The organism is Labilibaculum sp. DW002 (genome assembly GCF_029029525.1).
Lineage (GTDB): Bacteria > Bacteroidota > Bacteroidia > Bacteroidales > Marinifilaceae > Paralabilibaculum > Paralabilibaculum antarcticum.
The window spans coordinates 71379-96310 of sequence record NZ_JAKJSC010000003.1 but is presented as its reverse complement, the minus strand read 5'-3'; the positions used below and the strand labels follow the sequence as shown (position 1 = coordinate 96310).

Below are 24932 nucleotides of genomic sequence, written 5' to 3'. Positions count from 1 at the left end.
TAAAATATCACATCTTGAAAAAGAATATTTTAATAACTGGAGGAGCAGGCTTTATTGGTTCGCATGTGGTTCGATTATTTGTCAACAAATATCCCGATTATAACATTGTGAATTTAGATGCCTTAACCTATGCCGGCAATCTAGAGAATTTAAAAGATATTGATAGCAAATCGAATTATACTTTCATTAAAGGAGATATAACCGATTTAGCATTTATCACTGATTTATTTCAAAAGTATCAATTCGAAGGTGTATTGCATTTAGCCGCAGAATCTCATGTAGATCGCTCTATTTCTGACCCATTAGCATTTATTACGACCAATATTGTTGGTACCGTAAATTTATTAAATGCAGCAAAGGAAAGTTGGAAAGATCAAATGGCTGGAAAGAAATTCTATCATATTTCGACAGACGAGGTGTATGGATCCTTAGGCAAGACAGGTTTCTTTACCGAAGAAACATCTTATGATCCAAGAAGTCCATATTCTGCATCAAAGGCTAGTTCTGATCATTTGGTTCGAGCATATTTTCACACTTATAAGCTTCCTGTTGTAATTTCAAACTGTTCCAATAACTATGGAGCAAATCAGTTTCCAGAAAAGCTAATCCCACTAGTAATCAACAATATTAAAAATAAAAAAGCGCTTCCTATTTATGGAAAAGGCGATAATGTTCGAGATTGGTTGTACGTGGAAGATCATGCCTTAGCTATAGATTCCATCTTTCATGATGGAAAGTTAGGTGAGACCTATAATATTGGTGGCAATAATGAATGGACCAACCTTGATTTGGTAAGAAAGCTTTGTGATATTATGGATGCTAAACTAGATCAGGAAATAGGCACTTCCCAAAAGCTAATCACTTTTGTTAAAGATCGTGCCGGACATGATCAGCGTTATGCTATTGATGCTTCGAAAATAGAAAAAGAACTAGACTGGAAACCGAGCATTCAATTCGAAGAAGGATTTGAAAAAACCGTTGATTGGTATCTTGATAACTTGGATTGGTTAGAAAATATCCTCTCTGGAGATTACGAAAAATTTTACGAACAACAGTACAACAACAGATAAAAGAAAGAGGGATGTAATAATTACATCCCTCTTTTATATGATTTAAAATCGAAATTATTCTACTGTAACAGACTTTGCCAAGTTTCTTGGCTGATCCACATTACAACCTCTCAATACCGCAATGTAGTATGAAATCAATTGGAATGGAATAACTGTCAACAATGGAGCCAAAGCCTCTAATGTTTCCGGAATTTCAATCACATGATCAGCCATTCCTGTTATCACAGTATCACCTTCGGTAACAATTGCAATAACATGACCTTTACGAGCTTTCACTTCCTGAATATTACTTACAATCTTCTCGTAAGATTTATCTTTGGTCGCTGCTACAAAAACAGGCATTTGCTCATCGATAAGAGCAATAGGACCATGTTTCATCTCAGCCGCAGGATACCCCTCTGCGTGGATGTAAGAAATCTCTTTCAACTTAAGAGCTCCTTCCAATGCAACCGGGAAAAGATAACCTCTTCCTAAATATAATGCATTAGTTGACTCAACATATTTTGTAGAAAGCTCTTTAATGTCCTCTTCTTTTTCCAAAATCCTCTGAATTTTTCCAGGAAGATTTGCAAATTCTGCGATCAATTTATGGTACTCTTCTTTTTCTAAAGTGCCTTTTCTATAACCAACTAACATAGCCATCATAGTCAAAACAGTTACCTGTGCAGTAAATGCTTTAGTTGATGCAACACCAATCTCCGGTCCGGCATGTGTATAAACACCTGCATCAGTATTTCTAGGAATACTAGAACCAACAACATTACAAATACCCAAAACTGTTGCTCCAGCTTGCTTAGCAAGGTTGATAGCAGCTAAAGTATCAGCTGTCTCACCACTTTGACTAATTGCCAATACAATATCGTCCTTATAAATAACTGGATTTCTATATCGGAATTCTGAAGCATATTCAACTTCAACCGGAACTCTGGCAAACTCTTCAAATAGGTATTCACCTACCATTCCTGCATGCCACGAAGTACCACAACCAATAATAAGAATTCTGCGAGCATTTACCAACTGAGGGATAACCTCGTTAATTCCACCTAAGAAAACTTCTTTATTTGCTGTTGATATACGACCTCTAATTGTATCTTTAATAGATTGAGTTTGTTCGAAGATCTCCTTTAACATGAAGTGTTCGTAACCATTCTTCTCAATTTGTTCAATATCCAAATCTAATTCTTGAATATGCGGTGTTAATTTGTCGTTGTGAATTGTTTTTAAAGTCAACTCATCACGACTAATGATAGCAACATCATCATCGTTTAAGTATATTACACTTTGAGTATATTCAATAATAGGCGTTGCATCAGAAGCTAAAAAGTACTCCCCTTTTCCAACACCAATTACAAGTGGGCTACCTTTACGAGCAGCAACCAATTGATCTGGCTCATCTTCACAAATTACCACTAATCCATAAGCACCAACTACTTTTGATAGAGCTAAACGTACTGCCATTTCAGCAGTAACATTCCCTTTTAAGTATATATACTCAATTAGGTTAGCTAAAACTTCAGTATCGGTATCACTCTCAAATTTATAACCTCTACGAATTAGTTTTTCCTTTAATGGAGCATAATTCTCAATAATCCCATTGTGAATAATTACAAACTTATTATTCATCGAACGGTGAGGATGAGCATTCTGATCGTTAGGCTCACCATGTGTTGCCCAACGTGTATGACCAATACCTATATGTCCGGAAGTATCCAGACCAGAAACATGATTTTCTAAATCCTGAACTTTTCCTTTACATTTAAAAACATTCGTTGTTTCAGTTCTAAGAGCAATTCCTGCAGAATCGTAACCTCTATACTCAAGTCTTTTCAATCCATTTACCAGAATAGGATAAGCATCCCTTTTTCCAATATATCCAACTATTCCACACATAAATACATATATTTCAGTTTCGGTACCACGCGAAACATATTAACAAAACAATTTATTAAAATACATCAAACTCATTTCCAGTGATGTTACTCAAAAAAAAGCAGCTTTAATAAATTATCATAAATTCCCCTAAAATACTATAAGTTCAAAAGCCAACCAAACTTCTGTTCGCATTTTAACTGGACTCCTTAAAAAACAAAGGTGTATCTAAGCTAATGCTCAAATACACCTTTATATATCTTTTTTGCAGAAATTATCCTGCTACCAATTCGTCATAAAAATCAGAATAAGCACTCACATATTCCTCTTTACTTTTATAATCAAGGAAAGGTTTACCCGAAGCAACAGCATAAGCTTTAACTTCTTCGTTTATTTGAGGGCTACCCATAATTAAGGCATCCGATTGATCTATTGCAAGTTTGTGAAGAGCAACATAGTTTGCATCATCCAATACACTTACATCATCAGAACTAACTCCTTCAATAATTGATTTCTCTTTGAAACCTTTACTGAATTCGGTCGGAAATTCATCATCATAAATCGAAAACACAACTTTTGTATCCGTAAACAATGGATCCTCGTTAAAAGATTTTTTCAAATACAATGGCACTAAACCAGTAAACCAACCTTGACAATGCACCACATCTGGAGCCCATCTTAGTTTTTTAACCGTTTCAAGTACACCGCGTGCGAAAAAGATTGCTCTTTCATCGTTATCCTCGAAGCCATTGCCTTCTTCATCAAGCAATATTTTCTTTCTATGAAAATAATCCTCATTATCAATAAAGTATACCTGCATACGAGCTGCTTGAATCGAAGCAACCTTGATAATCAAGGGATGATCTGTATCATCAATTATTAAATTCATTCCTGAAAGGCGGATAACTTCATGCAACTGATTTCTTCTCTCGTTGATGCATCCATATCTCGGCATGAAAGTTCTGATCTCTTTTCCTTTTTCTTGAATTCCCTGAGGTAAGTGTCTGCCGATTTCAGACATTTCAGATTCAGGAAGATAAGGGGTAATTTCTTGTGAAACAAACAATACTTTTGTCTTTTCCATATAAGTCGCTAATATTAATACAGATTATCTGCGCAAAATTAGTAAAAATATTTAACAAACTGGATCAAAACCAAGGCATAAAGCAAGCACAATGCAATTAAATGCCATAATAATTTCTCTCGTATATATTTATTTATTTTATTTGCAGTCTTAAATTAAAAGTCAATCTGATTTTTACAGAACAATTTACTGGGATGGAAATAGTCAAACTTGTTGCTGAAACCAAAGCGAAAATCAGCAAGTTTAAAGCGGAAGGAAAAACAATTGGATTTGTACCTACAATGGGTGCACTTCATCAAGGGCACTTGTCCTTAACGGAGGCATCTGTAAAAAACAACGATATAACTGTTGTAAGTATCTTTGTAAATCCTACTCAATTTAATAATCCTAATGATTTAAAAACTTATCCTCGAATCTTAGATAAGGATCTGGAAATGTTATCTGAATTCGAACCAGATTTAATCTTTATTCCAGAAGTTGAGGAAGTTTATCCGGAGCCTGATACACGTATTTTTGACTTTGGTGAGCTTGAACAGGTAATGGAAGGGAAAAATCGTCCGGGGCATTTTAATGGTGTTGCACAGGTTGTGAGCAAACTTTTCAGCTATATTAATCCTGATAATGCCTATTTTGGACAAAAAGATTTCCAACAAGTTGCTGTTATTAAGCAGATGACAAAAAATCTTAAACTAGACATAAATATAGTACCATGTCCCATTATTAGAGAGGTAGATGGACTAGCAATGAGTTCAAGGAATATGCTACTTTCAGAACTTGAACGAAAAAATGCTGGAAAAATATCTGAAACTTTATTTAAAGCTTGTAACTTAGTGCCCGATTTTGGCGTATCCCAATTAAAAGAGTGGGTTGTAACCGAGATTAATAATAATGCTTATCTGGAAGTTGAATACTTTGAGATTGTTGATGATACGAGTTTAAAATCCATTGAAAAATGGGAAGATTCGAATAATCGAATTGCTTGTATCACTGTTCAAGTAGGAAAAGTGAGACTAATAGATAATATTTCTTTATAATATTTAGTTTTAAGCGACATGTATATTGAAGTTTGCAAATCGAAGATTCACAAAGCATCGGTAACCAGTGCGAATCTACAATATGTTGGATCAGTAACCATTGACGAAGATTTAATGGATGCAGCCAACCTTATTGAAAACGAAAAAGTGCAGATTGTTAACGTTAACAATGGCGAGCGCCTGGAAACCTATATCATCCGGGGAGAAAGAGGTTCTGGCACTATTTGTTTAAATGGTCCTGCTGCTCGTAAGTGCGCTGTAGGCGATGTGGTAATTATCATTTCTTATGCCTCAATGGAATTTGAAGAAGCTAAGACTTGGGAACCTGCTTTGGTTTTCCCCGATACTGAAACCAATAAATTGATCTAAACTAACTCATTTTATAAGTACAGGGCTGTTCTAATCGATCAGCCCTTTTTTTATGCCATAAAATCAAAAAATAACGATAGAAAACGAACTATTTCATGTCGCAGCTATTTTGAACCTTTGCTCTTACTATTTAATACTTGTACATTAGTACTTTCAATAAAAACAAACCGATGAATAAACTAGATATCATTAAAAATAAAATCTTTTCCAATAAAGAAGATGCATATAAGCTTTTGCAAACCTGGCGATTTAAAGAGGAGAAAATTGTTTTTACAAACGGCTGTTTTGATATTGTACATCGCGGTCATTTGGAATACTTAGCAGAAGCTTCAAACCTGGGGCATAAATTGGTCATGGGATTAAATACAGATGCTTCAGTTCAACGATTGAAAGGTCCTAACCGCCCTATTAACGATGAGTATTCTCGTGCTTTACTTCTTGCATCTTTAGGTTTTATCGATATGGTTGTGTTCTTCGATGAAGAAACGCCTTACGATTTGATTAAGTTTATTCAACCAGACATATTAGTTAAAGGAAGCGATTACAATGCTGAAGATATTGTTGGTTACGATATCGTAAAAGCCAAGGGTGGTGAGATTATTACTTTAGATTTTATCGAAGGGTTTTCTTCAACCGGAATCATTAATAAAATCATCAAAACAAGCAATCTATAAGCGTTTAATTATATGGCAATTAAAGCAAAAACAAAAAGCGCATGGTTTTGTCAATCCTGCGGAGTCGAATCAGCAAAGTGGGTAGGCAAATGCCCTTCCTGCGGCGAATGGAACTCCTTTGTTGAGGAAGTTGTTGTCAAATCTAAATCGACTCAAATAGTTGGTTCAAACGGGCAAAACAAAAAGAATAAACCGCTTAAAATATCTGAAATATCCTCTTCTGAAGAAGCTCGTTTTGACACAAAGGACAATGAATTAAATCGAGTTCTAGGAGGTGGATTAGTACAAGGATCTTTGATTCTAATTGGAGGCGAACCTGGTATTGGAAAATCGACACTTGCTTTGCAAATTGCACTTCATTTAAAAAGCTATACCACTCTATATGTATCTGGGGAAGAGAGTGCTCAGCAAATTAAACTAAGAGGTAATCGAATTAATTCGGATAATGAAAATTGCCTGATTGTTAGTGAAACTTCAATGGAAAATATTTTTTCACATGTGAAAAATACAAATCCAGATATCATTGTAATCGACTCGATACAAACCTTGGCAACAGAAACGATTGAAGCAAGCCCTGGTAGTGTTTCGCAAATTAGAGAATGCACTGCTCAATTGTTACGCTTTGCAAAAGAATCGGCAACTCCAGTGCTGCTTATTGGCCACATTACTAAAGATGGCAATTTGGCAGGACCTAAAATATTAGAACACATGGTTGATACTGTTCTTCAGTTTGAAGGAGACCAAAACCATATGTATCGAATTTTACGCTCCACAAAAAATCGTTTCGGATCTACATCCGAAATGGGAATTTACGAGATGCAACACAATGGACTTAGAGAAGTTTCAAACCCATCAGAACTTCTTCTCTCTCATGAAGACGAAAGCCTCAGCGGAGTAACAATCTCAGCATCTATAGAAGGAATGAGACCTTTTCTTATAGAAATACAGGCATTGGTTAGTTCTGCTGCTTATGGAACACCTCAGCGCTCTTCAACAGGTTTTGATCTTCGCCGATTGAACATGCTATTAGCGGTTCTTGAAAAAAGAGCTGGATTTAAATTGTCCGCAAAAGATGTCTTCCTAAATATCGCCGGAGGAATTAAAGTAAATGATCCTGCAATTGATTTGGCTGTGATTCTTGCTATTCTTTCCTCAAGTACCGACATCTCAATTCCTAAAGAAGTTTGTTTTGCAGGAGAAATTGGTTTGTCAGGTGAGATAAGGCCGGTAAGTCGTATCGATCAACGAATTAGAGAAGCTGAAAAACTAGGATTCAAACAAATTTTTATTCCTAAGCACAACTCAAAAGGATTGGATATTTCCAAATTCGATATTAAAATTCACTTGGTAAGTAAAGTTGGGCAAGTGTTTCAAACCCTATTTAGATAAAATAACAAGGCCGAAACTTTCGTTTCGGCCTTTACAGTTACTATGAATTTTCTCGATTCGAATATGGCAGTTCGAATCTGCTTGCGTCGGAATTAGAAAGAAATAATTGAATCTTTCTGCTTTTCTTACCCGAAAGCTAAACTCATGATTTTAGGCAGGTCTTCTGGCTTATCTCAATTTTAAACACCTTCCCGTTCACCAGAACAGTGGTCTATCGTTTAAAATATAGATTCGAAAATCGAATCGAGATTTACAGCTGCGGGGACAGCTCCTGTTTTTAACAGGATTCCCTATTATTCCTTCCGGAACCCAAATCGTTTTGCAAGTTTAATCAAAATTAGATAAACTGCCAATTATTTTGGCCGACTAGATTTAAAAGAAATCTTCATCTTCAGACTCATTTAAATCATTGTTATTATTTTCATTAGAAACCTGATTACAATCTAAATTGATATTAACGCCTCGAGGTTTTTCAAAATCACCTTGGGTAAGACCAATGCTTTTATCCGCATATACCTTTTGCATGTACAAAGCCCATATTGGTAAGGCCATATTCGCTCCTTGTCCTTGCCTAATCCCTTCAAAATGAATCGAGCGATCTTCCGCTCCTGTCCATACTCCAGATACTAATTCAGGTGTAATTCCCATGAACCAACCATCAGAATGATTTTGAGTTGTACCCGTTTTGCCACCCATTGGATTATATAAATTATAGGTAAAACGTAGTCTTACACCAGTCCCTTTTTGAACTACTCCTTGCAATAAGTTAGTCATTAAATAGGCTGTTTTTTCGTCCATCACTTCTCGTTTTCTTGGAACCGATTGAGCGATCAAATTCCCTTTATGATCTTCAATTTTCGAAATAAAACGAGGTTTGATATAAACACCTTTATTAGCATAGGTTCCGTAAGCTCCAACCATTTCACGAACAGTAATTTCGGATGTTCCTAAAAATACAGATGGAACGGCTGCAATTTTACTTACAACTCCCATTTTTTTAGCCATATCAACAACAGCCTGAGGTTTAAATTGCTTCAATACCCAACCTGAGATATTATTAACAGAATTGGCAAGCCCCCATCTTAATGTGACCATTTCTCCAGATCGAGCTCTGGTTGAGTTACGTGATGTCCATGTTGTCCCATCGCCCACATCAAAGGTCTGAGCAATATTAGGAACCTTATCACATGGTGTTAAACCTTCCTGCATAGCTACAGTATATAAAAACGGTTTAATAATAGAACCAACCTGACGTTTACCAAGGCTGACCATATCGTACATGAAATGCTTATAGTTTGGTCCACCCACATAGGCTCTTACCTCACCCGTTTGTGGTACCATCGACATGAACCCGGCTCTTAGGAAACCTTTATAATAAAGCATAGAATCTCGAGGAGATAAAATTGTATCACGCTCACCTTTCCAAGTAAAGATTTTCATCTTTGCAGGCGTATTGAAAGATAAACGAATGGAGTCCATACTCATTCCATTTTTCTTTAAAACACGATACCTCTCACTACGTTTCATTGTAGTTACCAGATTATTTTCAACATCTTCATTTGATAAATCATCCGAAAAAGGAGGATTTTTATGGTTTTCTTTCTCACGATCAAACGCCTTTTGTAAATTCAAGACCTAGGTGCTCTTTTACGGCTTCTTCAGCATACTTTTGCATACGCGAGTCAATGGTTGTGTATATCTTCAGACCATCTTTATATATATTGTATGGTTCCCCGTCTGCTTTCTTATTTTTATTGCACCATCCAAAAAATGGATTATTCTTCCATTCTAATGAATCTCGTTTAAACCGCTGTACATTCCATGATGCATAATTTTTACGCTCAGGCTTTTTAGCTGTTAACGACATCCGAAGATACTCTCTAAAATAAGGAGCCATTCCCCTTTTGTGATCTACTCTTTGAAAATCAATTCCCAAAGGAAGATTTTTTAAGGAATCATACTCTATTTTAGTTAAATAATCATACTTAACCATTTGTGACAAAACCACATTTCTTCTGTTCAAAGTTAATTCTGCTCTCCTTAATGGATTAAAATACGACGGATTTTTTGCCATACCAACAAGCATAGCGGCTTCGTGAATTTTTAGAGAATCAGGTGTAGTATTAAAATAAACATTTGATGCCGATTTAATTCCTACCGCTAGATTTAAGAAATCAAACTTGTTAAAATACATTGTCATGATTTCCTCTTTGGTATAGCTACGCTCCAGCTTAACAGAAATTACCCATTCCCTGAACTTCCGGAAAACGATATCCAATTTTTGACTAAAGCTTTCTCTCGGGAAAAGCATTTTTGCTAATTGTTGTGAAATAGTACTACCTCCACCAGCATTTCGATTTCCTGTAACCAAACCTTTGGCAACACGACCCAATCCACGAACATCAATACCTGAATGATCTTTGAATCGAACATCCTCAGTTGCAATCAATGCATCAACCAAAAAAGGAGATAATTCATCATACTTTACAAATGACCTATTTTGAAAATAAAACTTTCCAAGTAAACTTCCATCTGAAGTATAAACTTCTGTAGCCAAACTACTTTTCGGATTCTCCAACTCTTCAAAAGAGGGCATAAAACCAAAAGTTCCATTCGAAACTCCAGCGAAAAATAATACAGCTCCTAAAACACCAATCACAAAAATTGCCCAGAATATAATTAACGCTTTTTTAAAGCGCTGCAATTGTGATTTCGGTTCTTGTTCTAAATTTGAGTTTAACTCAGTATTGTTTTCTAACATTATCGACCAATTAATAATTTTGTGCTGTAAAAATAGCAAATAAAATTCGAACTAATAAGCATCATATTACTCCTTATTATATAGATCAATTTCAGATAACCAAAATAAGCAATTTAAAAATTAGTATCATAAAATTTGGAACTTAGGGCGCATATGTTTTTACTTTGCACAAAATTTTAGAGCACGATTTTCCATAAATAGTGATGCGATGGTAGAGAATTTAGTTATTGTTGAGTCCCCTGCAAAGGCAAAAACAATTGAAAAGTTTTTAGGTGATAGTTTTCTTGTAAAGTCCAGTTTTGGACATATTAGAGATCTTGATAAGAAAGATTTTGGTATTGATATCAAAAACAACTTTACACCTAAATATATTGTTTCGACGGACAAAAAAAAGGTTGTAACTGAACTGAAGAAGTTGGCGAAAGAAGCAGAGACAGTATGGATCGCTTCCGATGAGGACCGCGAGGGAGAGGCTATTGCCTGGCACTTGTTTGAGGAACTTAAATTAAAGAAAGAGAAAACAAAACGTATTGTTTTTCACGAGATTACCAAAGATGCAATTCTGAATGCGGTAGAAAATCCACGTCAGATTGATGATAATTTGGTTAATGCGCAGCAGGCAAGACGAATTCTTGACAGATTGGTTGGTTTTGAAATTTCCCCGGTGTTGTGGAAAAAAGTGAAGCCATCATTGTCAGCAGGTCGTGTTCAATCTGTAGCAGTACGATTAATTGTTGAAAGAGAAAGAGAAATTATTTCTTTCGAGTCTGAGTCTTTCTTTAAAGTTATTGCTCAATTTACTATTACTGATGAAAAAGGAGTTGAAAAAACTTTAAAGGCCGAACTTCCAAAACGATTTTCGACAAAAGAAGAAACTCTTGATTTCCTTACTAGTTGTAAGAATGCAGAATATCATATTGATGATATCGTAAAGAAACCATCTTTAAGAAAACCAGCTGCACCTTTTACAACATCAACACTACAGCAGGAAGCCAGTCGTAAGTTAGGTTTCTCTGTTTCTCAAACCATGACAGTAGCTCAGCGTTTGTACGAGGCGGGAAATATTACTTATATGAGAACAGACTCGGTAAATCTATCTGAGACTGCATTGAATACGGCTAAAGAAGAAATTACACGTTTGCATGGTGCTGACTATGTGAAAATCAGAAAATACAGTACGAAGAGTAAGGGTGCGCAGGAAGCTCACGAGGCCATTCGCCCTACATATCTTAATAAGCACAAAGTAGAGGGTGAATCGAATGAGAAGCGTCTTTACGATTTGATTTGGAAACGTACGATTGCTTCACAAATGAGTGATGCAAAGCTTGAGAAAACGAATATCAAAATTAATATTTCAACCAACGAGGAAAAATTCGTTGCAACTGGTGAGATGATTAAGTTTGAAGGTTTTCTTAAAGTTTACTTAGAATCAACTGACGACGAAGAACAGAAGCAAGAGCAATCTCTTCTTCCGCAAGTTAATGTTGGTGATAAATTGGAAAGCGAGTTTGTTAAGGCGGTTCAAAACTTTACACATCGTCCACCACGATTTACTGAGGCAAGTTTAGTAAAGAAGTTGGAAGACTTGGGCATTGGACGTCCATCAACATACGCACCAACTATTACAACGGTTCAAAATCGAGGTTATGTGGTTAAAGAATCGCGTGATGGTGTTCAACGTCAGTACGAAGTTCTTAATTTGATTGATGATGCTATCGAAGAAGAGACTTTAATACAAAATACAGGAGCTGAAAACAAAAAACTATTTCCATCGGACATTGGAATGGTTGTTACAGATTTCTTAATAAAGCATTTCTCAAATATCATGAATTACAATTTTACTGCTGAAGTAGAAAAGGAATTTGATGAGATTGCAGTTGGTAAAATGGTATGGCAAGAAATGATTGGTAAATTTTACCATCCGTTCCATGCCAACGTTGAGAAAACACTCGAAGAGTCTGAAAGAGAGACAGGTGAGAGGATTTTAGGCAACGATCCTAAAACAGGAAAAGTTATTCTTGTACGTATTGGTCGTTACGGTCCAATGGCTCAGCTTGGAGAAAGTGCCGAAGGGGATGAAGAGAAACCTAAATTTGCCAGCTTAAGAACAGGACAGCATCTTGAAACTATTACGCTGGAGGAAGCAATAGATTTATTTAAGTTACCAAGAGATCTAGGTCTTTATGAAGATAAGAAAGTTGTGGTTGCGATTGGTCGATTTGGACCTTATGTCCGTCATGACGGTAAATTTGCATCCTTACACAAAGATGTTGATGATCCGATGACCATTGATTTGGAGCGTGCTATTGTGTTGGTTGAAGAGAAGCGTGAAAAGGATCGTTTGAAACATATTAAATCATTTGAAGAGGATGCTGAGCTTCAGATTCTGAATGGGCGTTGGGGACCATATATATCTTATCAAAAAGAAAATTACAGATTGGCTAAGGATATTGAAGATCCTAAGACACTCAGCTATGAAGATTGCCTAAAGATAATTAAGTCAGCACCTAAAAAGAAGACTAGTAAAGTTGCTAAAAAAGCACCTGCGAAGAAAAAAGCACCAGCTAAAAAGAAAGCAACAACAACTAAAAAGAAGACAACAACAGCCAAAAAGAAAACAAGCACGGCTAAAAAATAAAAAAACTTAAAAAAAAATTAAGGGCTATCTATAAATGTAGATAGCCCTTTTTTATTACCATTCTTTTACTCCCTATCATCATATAATTACAAATTATTGTTTACTTTACAAGAAAAATTTCAAAAATCCTTAACAAAACAATAAAACCATCGTAAATAAGAATTACGTTAAAATAACTGATCACACTGTTTTTCTAAGAAGTCTGATCTTGTGTTATTTAATTTAATGTTAGACAGATAGAAATTAAGTTTTGCATGGAAACATAAAAAATAATGACTAATGGGGCTGAACCTCTGATAAAACTTGTAAGGAACATTTATTTTTATTTACTTTACTCCTCATAGTTTTTGGCATTAACTGAACCATAATATTTTACATGAAAAAATTTATTTTCTTCATATTATTGGCTTGCTCATCTTTACTAGCTAAAGCTCAGCAAGATCCACAGTTTAGTCAAAACATGTTCAACATTCTTTCTGTAAACCCTGCTTTTGCAGGATCTGAGGAAGATATTCTGGTGTCAGCAATTAATCGTCAACAATGGGTTGGATTCGATAATGCACCAGTTAGTACCGTTGTTAATGTAAGCACTCCTATATCATTTATGGGTGCTGATCATGGGATCGGTTTAACCATATTAAGTGACAAGTTAGGCTTTGAAAAGAATACTGCAATGCGTTTTAGTTATGCATATCAGAAAAAAATAAGTACAGGTTCTTTAAATATTGGAGTAAGTGTCGGGTTTCAGAACAATTCACTTAAAGGTGAATGGTTTGTGCCAACAGGAGACGGTTTTGTTAGTGCTGAAGATGATTTGGGAGCTGGAAATATTGATGACAGCAAACTTGTTTTTGATTTAGGATTGGGATTTTATTATCATACCAATAACTTTTATGTCGGAACATCCGTAAGTCATTTAAACAAACCAAATATTGGTTATAACGAAACTGTCGAAACTTATCTTGCACGTCATTATTATGGAATGGCAGGATATCGATACGAACTAAACGAATCGTGGGAAATTTTACCCTCGATATTTTATAAAACCGACGCTGTTGTATCTCAGTTTGATTTAAATACTAACATCAGATACAATAAAAGGATTTGGGGAGGCGTTTCATATAGGGTTGATGATGCCATTGTTGGAATGTTAGGAGTATTATTCAATAATGGAATTCAAATTGGATATGCTTATGATATTTCCACATCGAAGATTGCGAAGGGATCGCACGAGTTTTTATTGGCTTACCGATTTAATACTAAATTGGAACGTCGAAATCAAAAATATAAGAGTATTCGATTTTTGTAATAACATTTGAAAATCTATGCAAGTTGCATAATTTATAAAACCACTATGAATAAACTACTTACAACACTTTGTGTAATTGTTTTATTGTTCTTGTCCAGTTGTGGAAAAAACACTGGAAACGGAGAACTTATTGGTGCGGGTCAAAGAGGAAAATGGTTTGAACCAAAACCATATGGAATGGTATTAATTCCTCGCGGAAGCTTTACTGTCGGACCTAATGATCAGGATGTAGCATGGGCACTTAATGCTACTGCCAAGACCGTATCTGTTGAGTCTTTTTGGATGGACGAAACGGAAATTACGAATAATGAATACCGTCAGTTTGTAAATTGGGTTAGAGATTCAATTGCTCGCGAACTTTTAGGTCAACAATTTGAAGAATTTCTAATTGCAGAAGATGAAAATGGTAATCCTATCGACCCTCCTTTTATCAATTGGGATGAAAGATTAGAATGGGATAACGAAGAATACACTGAAATTCTAGAAGAGATGTATTTACCAGCTCATGAAAGATTTTTCAGAAATAAAGAAATTGATTCGCGTAAGTTAAAGTACCAATACGAATGGGTGGATTTGCAACAAGCTGCAAAAAAATCGAATCGTTACAATAGCGAAACAGGTGAATACGAAGGTTTGGTAGATGATTACCAAGGTGGACGTCAGAGTATAGAAGACAGATCCTCTTTCATCATTAAAGAAACATTGAATATTTATCCTGACACTTTAGCTTGGATTCACGATTTCACATATTCTTATAATGAGCCATTGGCTGAACAATATTTCTGGCACCCATCTTTCGATGAATATCCTGTTGTGGGCGTAAGTTGGAAGCAAGCTCGTGCTTTCTGTCGTTGGAGAACGGAATTTCACAATTCTGCTCTTCGAAGAAATGGAAAACCTGATGTTCCTGAATATCGTTTGCCAACAGAGACAGAGTGGGAATATGCAGCTCGTGGAGGTATTTCTTTGAACTTATACCCTTGGGGAGGAGATTATACTCGTAACGAGAAAGGGTGTTTCTTAGCTAATTTCAAACCATTACGAGGAAACTATGTAGACGATGGAGGTTTGGTTACTTTACCGGTTGGTACCTATGAACCTAATGGGTATGGACTTTACGATATGGCAGGTAATGTAGCGGAGTGGACTTCTGCGGTATATGCAGAATCTGCTTATAGCTTCACTCATGATATGAATCCAAATTATCAGTACAATGCTTTGCCAAGTGACCCTCCAGCTTTAAAAAGAAAAGTTGTTAGAGGTGGATCTTGGAAAGACATAGGATATTATTTACAATGTGCAACCAGAACATATGAATATCAGGACACTGCTAAATCTTATATTGGTTTCCGTTGTGTTAGAACTCATTTAGGTAAATAACATTTTACCAGTATACTATTTATTTTAGACCTTATTCAAACAATCAGATCATGAATATTACCGAATTAGTTGAATCACCAAGGTGGAAAAGATTTATGGGCTACGTGTACGGTTGGGGTGCTTCCGTAGTTTTGATTGGAGCACTATTTAAAATTCAGCATTATCCATACGCTGGAGAACTTCTTACTGTCGGTATGACTGTAGAAGCTATCATCTTTTTCTTCTCGGCATTTGAGCCTCCACACGAACAACCAGACTGGAGCTTGGTGTATCCCGAACTAATTGGTCTAGAACCAAGAGAAAGAGCTGGTGGAGGTGTACAAGTTGAAGGATTAGAGCAACTACAATCTTTATTAGAAAAGATGAGTGTTGAGCCTGATAAGATTTCAAATTTAAGTCAGGGGCTAGCAAAACTAACCAATGCTGCCGACAATCTTTCTAATCTTTCTGAAGCAGCAGTTGTGACTAACGGATACATTCAAAGCCTGCAAAGTGCTTCTGAATCTGTTGGACAATTCTCTAACAAATATGCAGAGTCTACTCAAGAATTAGCAGAATCAGCTCAAAAGCTTAGCAATTCTTACCAAGAAACTGCTAACACAGTAGCTACTTCAAGTCAAGGTTTTGCAAGTAAAGTGGACGAGTCTGGAAATAAATTAATTGAATCGTACCAAAATATTGACAAATCCTTACAAACTGATTTTGGTAAAATTTCTGAAAATAGCAGCTCTTTCAATGGTTCTATGGAATCATTAAATAACAACCTTTCTTCTTTGAATGCAGTTTATGAATTGCAATTGAAACAAGGAAATGAGCAAATGAACAATTCTAAAACTGTTCACGAAGATTTAGATAAGGTATTGGAAACGCTTACCGCAACATTGCAAAACGCACAAGCTTACAAGAAAGAGACAGAACAGTTAAACGAAAACCTTGCGGCATTAAATACCATTTATGGTAATATGCTAAGCGCGATGGATGTAAAGAAGAAAAATTAATTTAACTGTCAAGCTAAGCTAATATGGGAGCATCGAATTGTAAAGAAACACCAAGGCAGAAAATGATCGGAATGATGTATTTATTCCTGACAGCAATGTTGGCAATAAATGTATCAAATGAGGTATTGGATGCTTTTACTATTATCGATAATGGTTTAGCAAAAACTGTTCGAACTTTTGAAGAGAAGAACCAAACCAAATATGATGCCTTCAGAATTGCATTAGAAGCAAATCCAGCAAAAGTACAGGAAGCTTGGAATCTAGCAGATAGTATTCGAGTGAAGTCTGATGAATTAACCATTTTTATATCTGAATTAAAAGAACGTATTGTAAAGCGAGCTGATGGTGAAGACTATGATATGGCGAACATCAGCAGTAAAGATAATCTTGATGTTCCTCCTGAAATAATGATCGTTGGTGGACAAGGCAAAAAATTAAAAGAATTTATTCAATCGTATCGTGAATTGATGTTGCGTCATGTTGAAGATTCAACTCTTCGTCATGCAATAGAGAAAACTTTGAATACAGAAAAGCCTGCAAAAAATAAAAAAGGTGATCCTAATTATTCGTGGGAATCAAAACAGTTTTCTCACACTCCATTAATTGGTGCTGTAACTCTTTTATCTAAGATTCAAACAGACATTCGAAGTACCGAATCTGATGTGGTAAGTTATTTATTTAACCAAATTGAAGCAGAATCTTTTAAGTTCAATAAATTAAGAGCTGAGGTTTTCGCACCATCAAGTTATATTTTAAAGGGTGATAAATACGAAGCTCAAGTATTTTTAGCAGCTATTGATACAACACAAAATCCTAAAATTGTTATAGACCGTAGAGGACCAATTTCAGATTTTGAAGATGGAAGAGGAATTTACGAAGCAAAAGCTGATAAAGTAGGTGAAATGAAATGGGGTGGAATTATTACCTACAGAAGTCCATCTGGTATTGAAAAGGATTATCCGTTTGAGTCTACTTATATTGTAGCAGAACCAAATGTGGTAGTATCTGCAACAAAAATGAATGTTTTCTACGTAGGTGTTGATAATCCTGTAAGCGTTTCAGCTCCTGGATTTTCTTCCGATAGAGTTCGTGCAACGATGACGAATGGAAAGCTAATAAAAAAAGGGAATAGCTATATTGCTAAACCAACAGTTGCCTTTAGAGATGCACTAGTTAGCGTTGAAGCTCAATTTGAGGATGGTTGGCGACCTTTACGTAAGGTTAAATTTAGAGTGAAACCAATTCCAGATCCTATCGCTAAAGTTGCTGATTTAAGCGGCGGAAAAATAAAGAAAAACTTACTTTTAGCTCAAACTGGAGTTGATGCAGTTATGGATCAGTTTGATTTTGATTTAACTTTTAAAATTACTGGCTTTACCGTTTCAACCATTGTTAAAGGCTTTACGGTTGATCAATCATCTCGTTCTGACGTATTTACTCCAGAACAAATTAGGATGTTTAGAAATTTAAAAAGAAATCAGAAATTATATATTGAAGATATTAAGGCTGTTGGTCCTGATAAAGTGACTAGAAACTTGCCTACAATTTCATTTAGAATTCAGTAATAAAATTTACATATGATGAAAAGAAGCTTATTACTACTCATTGGTCTTGTTTTGATTTGTGCCTCATATGCAGGAGCACAAACTAATGCAACTAGCGTATACACAAAAGATCATATCAAAAACAGAAAGCCAATTCCATATTCTAACATTCGTGAATCGGATGTAATGTGGTCTAAATTGGTGTGGAGATTTGTCGACTTAAGAGAAAAAATGAATCTTCCAATGTATTATCCAACTACACCGGAAGATGATCGTTATAGTTTAATCGATTTGTTAATGTACGGAATCGAAAACGAAGGTCTAACAGCCTATGAAACTAATGATGATGAATTTAAAGTTCCAATGACTATTGATCAGATTCGCACTAAATTTGATGCTCAAAATGACACCATCATGCAGCGAAATAGATTAACTGGTGAGTTAGAAGAAAAAATTCTACCTGGTGAAATGCATACTGATGATGTGAAAAGATACATGGTTAAGGAACAATGGTTCTTCGATAAGCAAACATCAACTTTACAAGTTCGAATTATTGGAATCTGCCCTATTCGCGAATACATTAAAGATGGTGATTCTGAATTAGATGGAATTCAGCAAAAGCAATTATTCTGGATTTATTTCCCTGAAGCAAGACCTTTGCTTGCATCGCACGAAGTATTTAATCCATATAATGATGCTGCACGCTACTCATTTGATGATCTATTTTTGAAAAGACGTTTTTCAAGCTTTATTTCACAAATTTCAAACGTTCATAACAATCGTACAATTAGTGAATATACAGTTGGCTTGAACTCTATGCTAGAAGCTGAAAAAATTAAAAATGATATTTTCACATTTGAACATGACCTTTGGGAGTTCTAATAAGAAAATTGAAATATAAAAAAAAGGACCTTTTCAGGTCCTTTTTTTATTATACAAACTTTTCTCCTTTTGTAATTTTAACGTCATTAACAATTTTTCGAAGTTCTTGTTCATCTCTTTTCCTGCAAATAAGCAAGGTTTTATCCGTTTCTACAACGATATAGTCTTTTAGACCTTGCACCACTACTAATTTATCATCAGGCACGTTTACAAGGCAATCTTTAGATTCATACATCATTACATTCTCACCTTGAACAGCATTATCATTATTATCTTTGGAAGAATGTTCGTAAAGTGAGCCCCAGGTTCCCAAATCGGACCAACCAAATTCAGAACAGTAGACAAAAACATTTTCCGATTTCTCTAAAATTCCATAATCAATGGATATGTTTTGACATTCAGGATAAATCTGATCAATGAATGCCTGCTCTCCTTCTGTATCCAAGCTATCTATACCATCCTCGAACAATGCTTTTACATCTGGTAAATACCTACTAAAAGCCTCTTGAATATCTTTTAGTTTCCACACAAATATTCCCGAGTTCCAGTAAAACTCGCCTGATTCGTGAAAAATTTTCGCCAAATCGAGATGTGGCTTTTCTGTAAAAGTTTTAACAGGATAAATATCTGAATTGTTCGTAACTGCTTTATTCGAAACCTGAATGTAACCATAACCGGTTTCTGGCCTAGAAGGCTGAATACCTAATGTCAATAATTGATTTCCATCCTCTACAAACTTGATTCCTTTACCCAATACATCTAAAAACTTTGTTTCGTTTAAGATCAAATGGTCTGCAGGAGTAACAATTATGGAAGCTTCAGAATTTCTTTTCTGAATTTTAAAATTTGCATAAGCAATACATGGAGCTGTATTTCTTCTTAGGGGTTCTAATAATACTTGATTTTCCTTTATTTGGGGAAGTTGCTGAAGCACCAAATCCTTGTATTTCGCATTTGTTACAACGAAAAAATTCTCAACTGGACAAATGGATGCAAATCGCTCAAAGGTCAATTGAATAAGCGTTTTACCAGTACCAAGAATATCAAGAAATTGTTTTGGTTGTTGTTTTTTACTTAAAGGCCAAAATCGTGAACCAACGCCACCAGCCATAATCACACAATAGTTATTTTTATCCATTGGACTATTTTTATCTGAATTCAGAAAAATTCCACTAAATTCAAGAGAAGTAAATTTATACCCTAAAATACTGAAAAGGCATCTCAATTCAAAAAAGAATAGAAAATTACAATGATATTGTTGGACAAGAAGATTGTAAATAAATAATTTGTAATTTTATCGTAAAGTAAAATAACTATGAACCTATTCGAAAACGTAGGAAAATTCTCTAGATTTCTTGTGCTGGTTGTTTCTAAGCCTCCAAAAGGAAAAGATTTTTTTAAGCAAATTGTACAAGAGATATATAAGCTTGGTGTTAATTCTGTTGGCATTGTAGTGATTATATCTGTTTTTATGGGAGCAGTTATAAGTTTGCAAACAGCTTATAATTTGGTGAACCCTTTGTTACCAGATTATTTAGTTGGTTATACCACTCGCGAGTCAATGATTCTGGAATTTTCATCTACAATTGTAGGCTTAATATTAGCAGGTAAAGTAGGATCGAATATCGCTTCTGAAATTGGATCAATGCGTGTAACCGAACAGATAGATGCTCTTGAAATTATGGGTGTCAATTCGGCAAGTTATTTGATTTTTCCTAAGATTATTGCTGCTGTTTTTATTAACCCATTTCTATACGTATTGAGTGTATTTGTTGGTATTATGGGAGGTTTGTTAGCTAGTTATATGGCTGATACGGTATCAATTACTGATTTTCTATATGGAGTTCAATTCGGATTGATTCCTTACTATATTACCTACTCCTTAATTAAAACTTTAGTATTTGCTTTTATTATTACATCGGTACCATCGTATTATGGCTATTTTGTTTCGGGAGGGGCTTTGGAAGTGGGTAAGGCGAGTACAAAAGCTGTTGTAAATAGTAGTATTCTGATTTTGTTAGCTAATCTGATTCTTACTCAAATTTTATTGAAATGATTGAATTAAAAAATATCAATAAATCCTTTGGAGAATTGGATGTTTTGAATGATATCTCAATTCAATTTGAAGCGGGTAAAACAAATCTAATTATTGGACAGAGTGGCTCGGGAAAAACCGTTCTCCTAAAATCAATTATTGGATTACATGAAGTTGATAATGGTCATATCTATTATGACGATCGTGATTTTACAAGAATGAACTTCAGTGAGAAAAAATTGATCCGAAAAGAAATGGGGATGGTTTTTCAAGGAGGAGCACTTTTCGATTCTATGACTGTTGAGCAGAATGTATTGTTTCCATTAAACATGTTCTCTGATATGAATGAAAGTCAGAAAATGGAACGTGTTAACTTTTGCCTTAATCGTGTAAACATAAAAGATGCAAACCATTTATTTCCTGCTGAAATTAGTGGTGGAATGCAAAAACGAGTGGCAATAGCTCGTGCAATTGCCTTGAATCCTAAATATTTATTTTGCGATGAACCAAATTCTGGTTTAGATCCTGTAACCGCTATTCTGATTGACAATTTGATTCAAGAAATAACCAAAGAATTTAACATGACAACGATTATTAACACCCATGATATGAATTCAGTTATGGAGATTGGTGAAAAAATTGTTTTCATTAATAAGGGTCACAAAGGCTGGGAAGGCACTAAGGATGAAATTTTTAATACGGATAATGATTCCTTAAATGATTTCGTTTTTGCTTCCGAACTGTTTAAAAAGATTAAAAAAACAAGCTAAATCAATTCTCAGTCTAGGCATTCTCATTGATTTATTATCTTTGCCATCAGACAAAAAGAAACAATTCATGAATAAGATATTCTACTTCTGCATTTGCATCGGCTTTACTTTTTTAATTTCATGCAATGACAACAATAAATATCAACCAAAGTTAGATGAACAGCAATTTACGAATATGCTTATTGATATTCATATTGTAGATGGTAGTCTTTCCACTAAAAACATTTACCGTACAGGTAAAAACTATCGCCCTAGCTATTATTACAATTCAATTTATAAAAAATACAAGCTTACCCGTAGCCAGTTTGATTCTTGTGTTACTTATTATTCCAACGACACAAAAAATTTCACTTTGCTTTACGATCAAGTTATTGATTCCTTGAACAGACTGGAAACAAAATATCGAATTCAAGTAAAAAAGGATAGAATGGAACGCGATACGGTTAATTTGTGGACTAAGAAAACTCGTTGGAGAATACCAAGCAAAGATAAAAACACATTAGACTTTACAATTCCTATTTCGCAAAAAGGACTTTATACGGTAAGTGCATCCATTAAAATTTTTAAAGATGACCAAACCGACAATCCTAAAATTGAAGCCTACTTTTGGAAAAAAGACAGTCTTGGAGAAGAACATAAAGTAAGCTTTATGCCTTTACCAATTACAAAAGACATGAAGTTTAACAAGTATGAGGCTCAAATGGAATATCCTGATTCAAGCTATACTGAATTGCGTGGAAATTTCTTCGCTGGAGAAAACGATTTAGAAGAGTTTACTCAACATTTTGAGGTTAAAGACATCTTAATATTTAATCCTCAAATTAGGCCTGATTCAGTATTACTTGAAGAAGAATTAAGAGTAAAAAGTTTGGAAGAAATCAAGAGGTTGCGATGAGAAAGATTTCTGCAAATTATATTTTTCCAGTATCCTCTGCTCCATTAAAAAATGGAATTATCGTTCTTGATGATGCCAATGCAATTATTGATGTAATTGATACTGGTGGAAAAATTAAAGAAATTCAAAATTTGCAATTCTACAGTGGTATGATTGTGCCTGGCTTTGTAGATGTATTTACGCTTTTAAGCTATCCTTCCTTTACGAAAGAGAATTTTCAAGAAATCACTTTAGGTGATTTTTTTAACAATCTGAAAAATAAATTAACAGAATTTCCTAAAAATGCTGATTCCTTTCAACGAGGAATTAATCATTTAGAAGCTTTTGGAACTGTAGCTGCTGCCGACTTTTTTCCATTGGAAGACAATGAAAATCGAAAAAAGAAGTCAAAAGTGAAATTTATCGATCATGATTTTTCTGAATGTGCATTAGAATTGCCTCTCAAAATAAATTCTGACTCCAAATCTATTCTACTAAATCAATTCGTGTTAGAGCTAGGAAAGTCTTTTACTCCCACAGAAAACGAATACAACCGCTATTGCGTTGGTACTGGATCATTAGCAACACATCAGAAATTATCAATTTTTGAAGAAATAAAAGCAGTTCAAGAGCTATTTCCAGAACTTAGCTATTTTGATTTACTTTCTTGGGCAACCATTAATGGAGCTAAACATTTGCAGTTAGATGATAAAATTGGAAGTATTGAAATTGGCAAAACACCAGGCCTAAACTTACTTACAAAGCTAGATTACACAAATAAAAAACTCACTAAAGAAAGTGAGTTAAAGGTTTTATTATAAGCCATTAGGACCGATATCTTTCAACTTTATCGAGCAATTCCTGTAATTTTTGTTCCAGTGTATCGAAAGAAAAATGCTTTTTCCCTAATTCATAATTGTACTCGCCAATTTCTTTATTCAATTTCGGATTGTGGATAACATCCTTCATATCGGCCAATGCTTGATTTGTAATTTGATTGTCTTCGAGCATTACCGTTTTGAAACCCTTGCTGCCAATATCAGGCCAATAAACGGGTTTGTAATTGTTCACAAAAACAGGACACTTTCCCATTACTGATTCAACAAAAGCGTTACCGAAACCTTCGTAGGTGCTAAAATAAGTACTTGCTTTAGCATGTGCATATGCGTCCGATAAAGAATATGCTGTACTATTTGCTGTTTGTCTACGCTGATTTTTAATAATGTGAGATGCAAACATGACTTGTCTTTCCAACTTTAATTCATGTATTAAATCAATCAACTCATTGTAATAAACATTTCCCTCATCGTCGGAATGATTTCCCGTAATAATTAATTTCGCGCGAGAATCTTCTAACATATGAATCAATTTGATCGCTGTTTCGATTCCTTTTCTACGAACAATTCTGGTTACCTGAGCCAAAATATAATCCGACTCCTGTAAACCAAGATTTCTTTTTAAATTAATATTGGTGTCATTAACTTCCCCAAATGGCAAATCAAAATTCATGACATTAGGGACCAAAACAGCCTCTCGCTGAAAGCGATTTTGTAGCGTATCAACTCCGTAAGTATTAATTACTGCATGAAATACATTAGGCAATCGTAAGGGAAAATTATCCGCTACTATTTTGTTTATTTCGGCGTGAGGAGAAAGATAACGAGTGCCTCTTTCCCAATAAAAATCGTGATCGTGGGTTATGGTTGGTATTCCCAATTCGACAACTGCTTTTTTAATCGCCAATCCCATTTCTAAGTGAGCTGGAAGAGCCGAAGCATTTTCAGAAATAAGAACATCTATTTTTTTATCTCTGGCCCAAGCGATAATTTTATCGCCAATTAAATCGGCGTAAAAATGAATGTGCTCTAAAAGTTCAGTTAAATTACCATCAGGAAAATGAAAGGCTTTTTTTTGCCCCCAAAAACTCTCCGGAGAAAAAAAGGACATTTCGGGTACTAGAGTTTCGAATGTAGGATCAAATTTTCGTTCTTCGTACTGACCAGATAGTGTAAATACTTCATGCCCCATTTTTCTCAAAACAGCTATCCATTTTTCGGTCTCTAAAGCGACCCCATCTACACCTCCAATACGTCCAATTAATATCCCAATTCTCATACGTCACAGTATCAAATTAACTTTCATTTTACGCTCACAAATTCGATTTGTTTCCCCAATTTACATGTTTTTTTAGCAAGGTCGTATATATTTCATTTTTGTTTGCATATTCTAGCTAAAAGTATAACTTTAAGTTT

The 24932-nt window shown here is 35.0% G+C and carries 21 protein-coding genes and 1 riboswitch; of the genes, 15 read left to right on the top strand and 6 right to left on the bottom strand.

Translation table 11 applies throughout. From position 1 onward, the window contains the following. The first annotated feature begins 14 nt into the window (after positions 1-14). Complete coding sequence (gene rfbB, locus L3049_RS14770) at positions 15-1070, top strand: dTDP-glucose 4,6-dehydratase (protein ID WP_275110588.1); 1056 nt, start codon at positions 15-17, stop codon at positions 1068-1070. A 54-nt stretch (positions 1071-1124) separates the two neighbouring features. Here the strand turns inward: rfbB and glmS are convergent, their stop codons facing one another. Both glmS and L3049_RS14760 read right to left on the bottom strand, forming a co-directional pair. Next, the gene (glmS, locus tag L3049_RS14765; RefSeq protein ID WP_275110587.1) at positions 1125-2960 is read right to left on the bottom strand and encodes a glutamine--fructose-6-phosphate transaminase (isomerizing); all 1836 of its coding nucleotides are present in this window, start codon (positions 2958-2960) and stop codon (positions 1125-1127) included. 253 nt (positions 2961-3213) lie between these two features. Continuing rightward, positions 3214-4023, bottom strand: a complete 810-nt coding sequence (locus L3049_RS14760; RefSeq protein ID WP_275110586.1) for a glycogen/starch synthase — start codon at positions 4021-4023, stop codon at positions 3214-3216. A 194-nt stretch (positions 4024-4217) separates the two neighbouring features. Between L3049_RS14760 and panC the strand changes: the two genes are divergently transcribed. From panC to radA, 4 genes are all read left to right on the top strand, one after another. Beyond that, complete coding sequence (gene panC, locus L3049_RS14755) at positions 4218-5057, top strand: pantoate--beta-alanine ligase (protein WP_275110585.1); 840 nt, start codon at positions 4218-4220, stop codon at positions 5055-5057. A gap of 18 nt (positions 5058-5075) precedes the next feature. Next, a complete protein-coding gene (gene panD, locus L3049_RS14750; protein ID WP_275110584.1) occupies positions 5076-5426 on the top strand; it encodes an aspartate 1-decarboxylase in 351 nt (116 codons plus the stop codon). A gap of 170 nt (positions 5427-5596) precedes the next feature. Further along, positions 5597-6100 (top strand): D-glycero-beta-D-manno-heptose 1-phosphate adenylyltransferase, encoded by a 504-nt coding sequence (rfaE2, locus tag L3049_RS14745; protein WP_275110583.1) that lies wholly within the window; start codon positions 5597-5599, stop codon positions 6098-6100. Positions 6101-6112: 12 nt separating this feature from the next. Then, entirely contained in the window at positions 6113-7489 is a 1377-nt protein-coding gene (gene radA / locus L3049_RS14740; protein ID WP_275110582.1) for a DNA repair protein RadA, read from the top strand. 136 nt (positions 7490-7625) lie between these two features. Continuing rightward, a riboswitch (cobalamin riboswitch) is annotated at positions 7626-7817 on the bottom strand. A gap of 44 nt (positions 7818-7861) precedes the next feature. Here the strand turns inward: radA and L3049_RS14735 are convergent. Further along, the gene (locus L3049_RS14735) at positions 7862-9121 is read right to left on the bottom strand and encodes a transglycosylase domain-containing protein (RefSeq protein ID WP_275110581.1); all 1260 of its coding nucleotides are present in this window, start codon (positions 9119-9121) and stop codon (positions 7862-7864) included. Continuing rightward, positions 9099-10250, bottom strand: a complete 1152-nt coding sequence (locus tag L3049_RS14730) for a transglycosylase domain-containing protein (RefSeq protein ID WP_275110580.1) — start codon at positions 10248-10250, stop codon at positions 9099-9101. The genes L3049_RS14735 and L3049_RS14730 overlap by 23 nt, the downstream gene beginning before the upstream one ends. A gap of 208 nt (positions 10251-10458) precedes the next feature. Between L3049_RS14730 and topA the strand changes: the two genes are divergently transcribed. The 6 genes from topA (at position 10459) to porN (ending at position 19001) form a co-directional block, all read left to right on the top strand. After that, the gene (gene topA / locus L3049_RS14725; RefSeq protein WP_275110579.1) at positions 10459-12888 is read left to right on the top strand and encodes a type I DNA topoisomerase; all 2430 of its coding nucleotides are present in this window, start codon (positions 10459-10461) and stop codon (positions 12886-12888) included. Positions 12889-13264: 376 nt separating this feature from the next. Further along, positions 13265-14197, top strand: a complete 933-nt coding sequence (locus L3049_RS14720) for a PorP/SprF family type IX secretion system membrane protein (RefSeq protein WP_275110578.1) — start codon at positions 13265-13267, stop codon at positions 14195-14197. A 45-nt stretch (positions 14198-14242) separates the two neighbouring features. Further along, positions 14243-15577, top strand: coding sequence for a T9SS ring complex lipoprotein PorK/GldK (porK, locus tag L3049_RS14715; RefSeq protein ID WP_275110577.1), 1335 nt, complete (start codon positions 14243-14245; stop codon positions 15575-15577). A 50-nt stretch (positions 15578-15627) separates the two neighbouring features. Then, a complete protein-coding gene (porL, locus tag L3049_RS14710; RefSeq protein ID WP_275110576.1) occupies positions 15628-16575 on the top strand; it encodes a type IX secretion system motor protein PorL/GldL in 948 nt (315 codons plus the stop codon). 23 nt (positions 16576-16598) lie between these two features. Beyond that, positions 16599-18140, top strand: a complete 1542-nt coding sequence (gene porM / locus L3049_RS14705) for a type IX secretion system motor protein PorM/GldM (protein ID WP_275110575.1) — start codon at positions 16599-16601, stop codon at positions 18138-18140. A 15-nt stretch (positions 18141-18155) separates the two neighbouring features. Then, a complete protein-coding gene (gene porN / locus L3049_RS14700; protein WP_275110574.1) occupies positions 18156-19001 on the top strand; it encodes a type IX secretion system ring subunit PorN/GldN in 846 nt (281 codons plus the stop codon). 49 nt (positions 19002-19050) lie between these two features. On the opposite strand, the gene L3049_RS14695 is transcribed toward porN, so the two are convergent. Beyond that, on the bottom strand, positions 19051-20139 hold the full coding sequence (locus tag L3049_RS14695; protein WP_275110573.1) for a mannose-1-phosphate guanylyltransferase: 1089 nt from the start codon (positions 20137-20139) through the stop codon (positions 19051-19053). A 177-nt stretch (positions 20140-20316) separates the two neighbouring features. Between L3049_RS14695 and L3049_RS14690 the strand changes: the two genes are divergently transcribed. The 4 genes from L3049_RS14690 to L3049_RS14675 all read left to right on the top strand — a co-directional run bounded on the left by L3049_RS14690 (position 20317) and on the right by L3049_RS14675 (position 23501). Next, complete coding sequence (locus tag L3049_RS14690; protein WP_275110572.1) at positions 20317-21057, top strand: MlaE family ABC transporter permease; 741 nt, start codon at positions 20317-20319, stop codon at positions 21055-21057. Continuing rightward, on the top strand, positions 21054-21806 hold the full coding sequence (locus L3049_RS14685; protein WP_275110571.1) for an ABC transporter ATP-binding protein: 753 nt from the start codon (positions 21054-21056) through the stop codon (positions 21804-21806). The genes L3049_RS14690 and L3049_RS14685 overlap by 4 nt, the downstream gene beginning before the upstream one ends. Positions 21807-21873: 67 nt before the next feature. Then, on the top strand, positions 21874-22701 hold the full coding sequence (locus L3049_RS14680; protein WP_275110570.1) for a DUF4296 domain-containing protein: 828 nt from the start codon (positions 21874-21876) through the stop codon (positions 22699-22701). Beyond that, the gene (locus L3049_RS14675) at positions 22698-23501 is read left to right on the top strand and encodes an amidohydrolase family protein (protein ID WP_275110569.1); all 804 of its coding nucleotides are present in this window, start codon (positions 22698-22700) and stop codon (positions 23499-23501) included. Before L3049_RS14680 ends, L3049_RS14675 begins: the two co-directional genes overlap by 4 nt. A gap of 4 nt (positions 23502-23505) precedes the next feature. On the opposite strand, the gene L3049_RS14670 is transcribed toward L3049_RS14675, so the two are convergent. Then, on the bottom strand, positions 23506-24795 hold the full coding sequence (locus tag L3049_RS14670) for a glycosyltransferase family 4 protein (RefSeq protein ID WP_275110568.1): 1290 nt from the start codon (positions 24793-24795) through the stop codon (positions 23506-23508). Between the last annotated feature and the right edge of the window lie 137 nt (positions 24796-24932).

Coding starts and splice junctions, on each gene's coding strand:
- L3049_RS14670 (WP_275110568.1), bottom strand. CDS start 24,795: ATGAGAATTGGGATATTAATTGGACGTATTGGAGGTGTAGATGGGGTC.
- porK (WP_275110577.1), top strand. CDS start 14,243: ATGAATAAACTACTTACAACACTTTGTGTAATTGTTTTATTGTTCTTG.
- panD (WP_275110584.1), top strand. CDS start 5,076: ATGTATATTGAAGTTTGCAAATCGAAGATTCACAAAGCATCGGTAACC.
- L3049_RS14685 (WP_275110571.1), top strand. CDS start 21,054: ATGATTGAATTAAAAAATATCAATAAATCCTTTGGAGAATTGGATGTT.
- L3049_RS14730 (WP_275110580.1), bottom strand. CDS start 10,250: ATGTTAGAAAACAATACTGAGTTAAACTCAAATTTAGAACAAGAACCG.
- L3049_RS14720 (WP_275110578.1), top strand. CDS start 13,265: ATGAAAAAATTTATTTTCTTCATATTATTGGCTTGCTCATCTTTACTA.
- porM (WP_275110575.1), top strand. CDS start 16,599: ATGGGAGCATCGAATTGTAAAGAAACACCAAGGCAGAAAATGATCGGA.
- topA (WP_275110579.1), top strand. CDS start 10,459: ATGGTAGAGAATTTAGTTATTGTTGAGTCCCCTGCAAAGGCAAAAACA.
- L3049_RS14690 (WP_275110572.1), top strand. CDS start 20,317: ATGAACCTATTCGAAAACGTAGGAAAATTCTCTAGATTTCTTGTGCTG.
- L3049_RS14675 (WP_275110569.1), top strand. CDS start 22,698: ATGAGAAAGATTTCTGCAAATTATATTTTTCCAGTATCCTCTGCTCCA.
- rfaE2 (WP_275110583.1), top strand. CDS start 5,597: ATGAATAAACTAGATATCATTAAAAATAAAATCTTTTCCAATAAAGAA.
- L3049_RS14760 (WP_275110586.1), bottom strand. CDS start 4,023: ATGGAAAAGACAAAAGTATTGTTTGTTTCACAAGAAATTACCCCTTAT.
- L3049_RS14680 (WP_275110570.1), top strand. CDS start 21,874: ATGAATAAGATATTCTACTTCTGCATTTGCATCGGCTTTACTTTTTTA.
- L3049_RS14695 (WP_275110573.1), bottom strand. CDS start 20,139: ATGGATAAAAATAACTATTGTGTGATTATGGCTGGTGGCGTTGGTTCA.
- radA (WP_275110582.1), top strand. CDS start 6,113: ATGGCAATTAAAGCAAAAACAAAAAGCGCATGGTTTTGTCAATCCTGC.
- porN (WP_275110574.1), top strand. CDS start 18,156: ATGAAAAGAAGCTTATTACTACTCATTGGTCTTGTTTTGATTTGTGCC.
- panC (WP_275110585.1), top strand. CDS start 4,218: ATGGAAATAGTCAAACTTGTTGCTGAAACCAAAGCGAAAATCAGCAAG.
- glmS (WP_275110587.1), bottom strand. CDS start 2,960: ATGTGTGGAATAGTTGGATATATTGGAAAAAGGGATGCTTATCCTATT.
- porL (WP_275110576.1), top strand. CDS start 15,628: ATGAATATTACCGAATTAGTTGAATCACCAAGGTGGAAAAGATTTATG.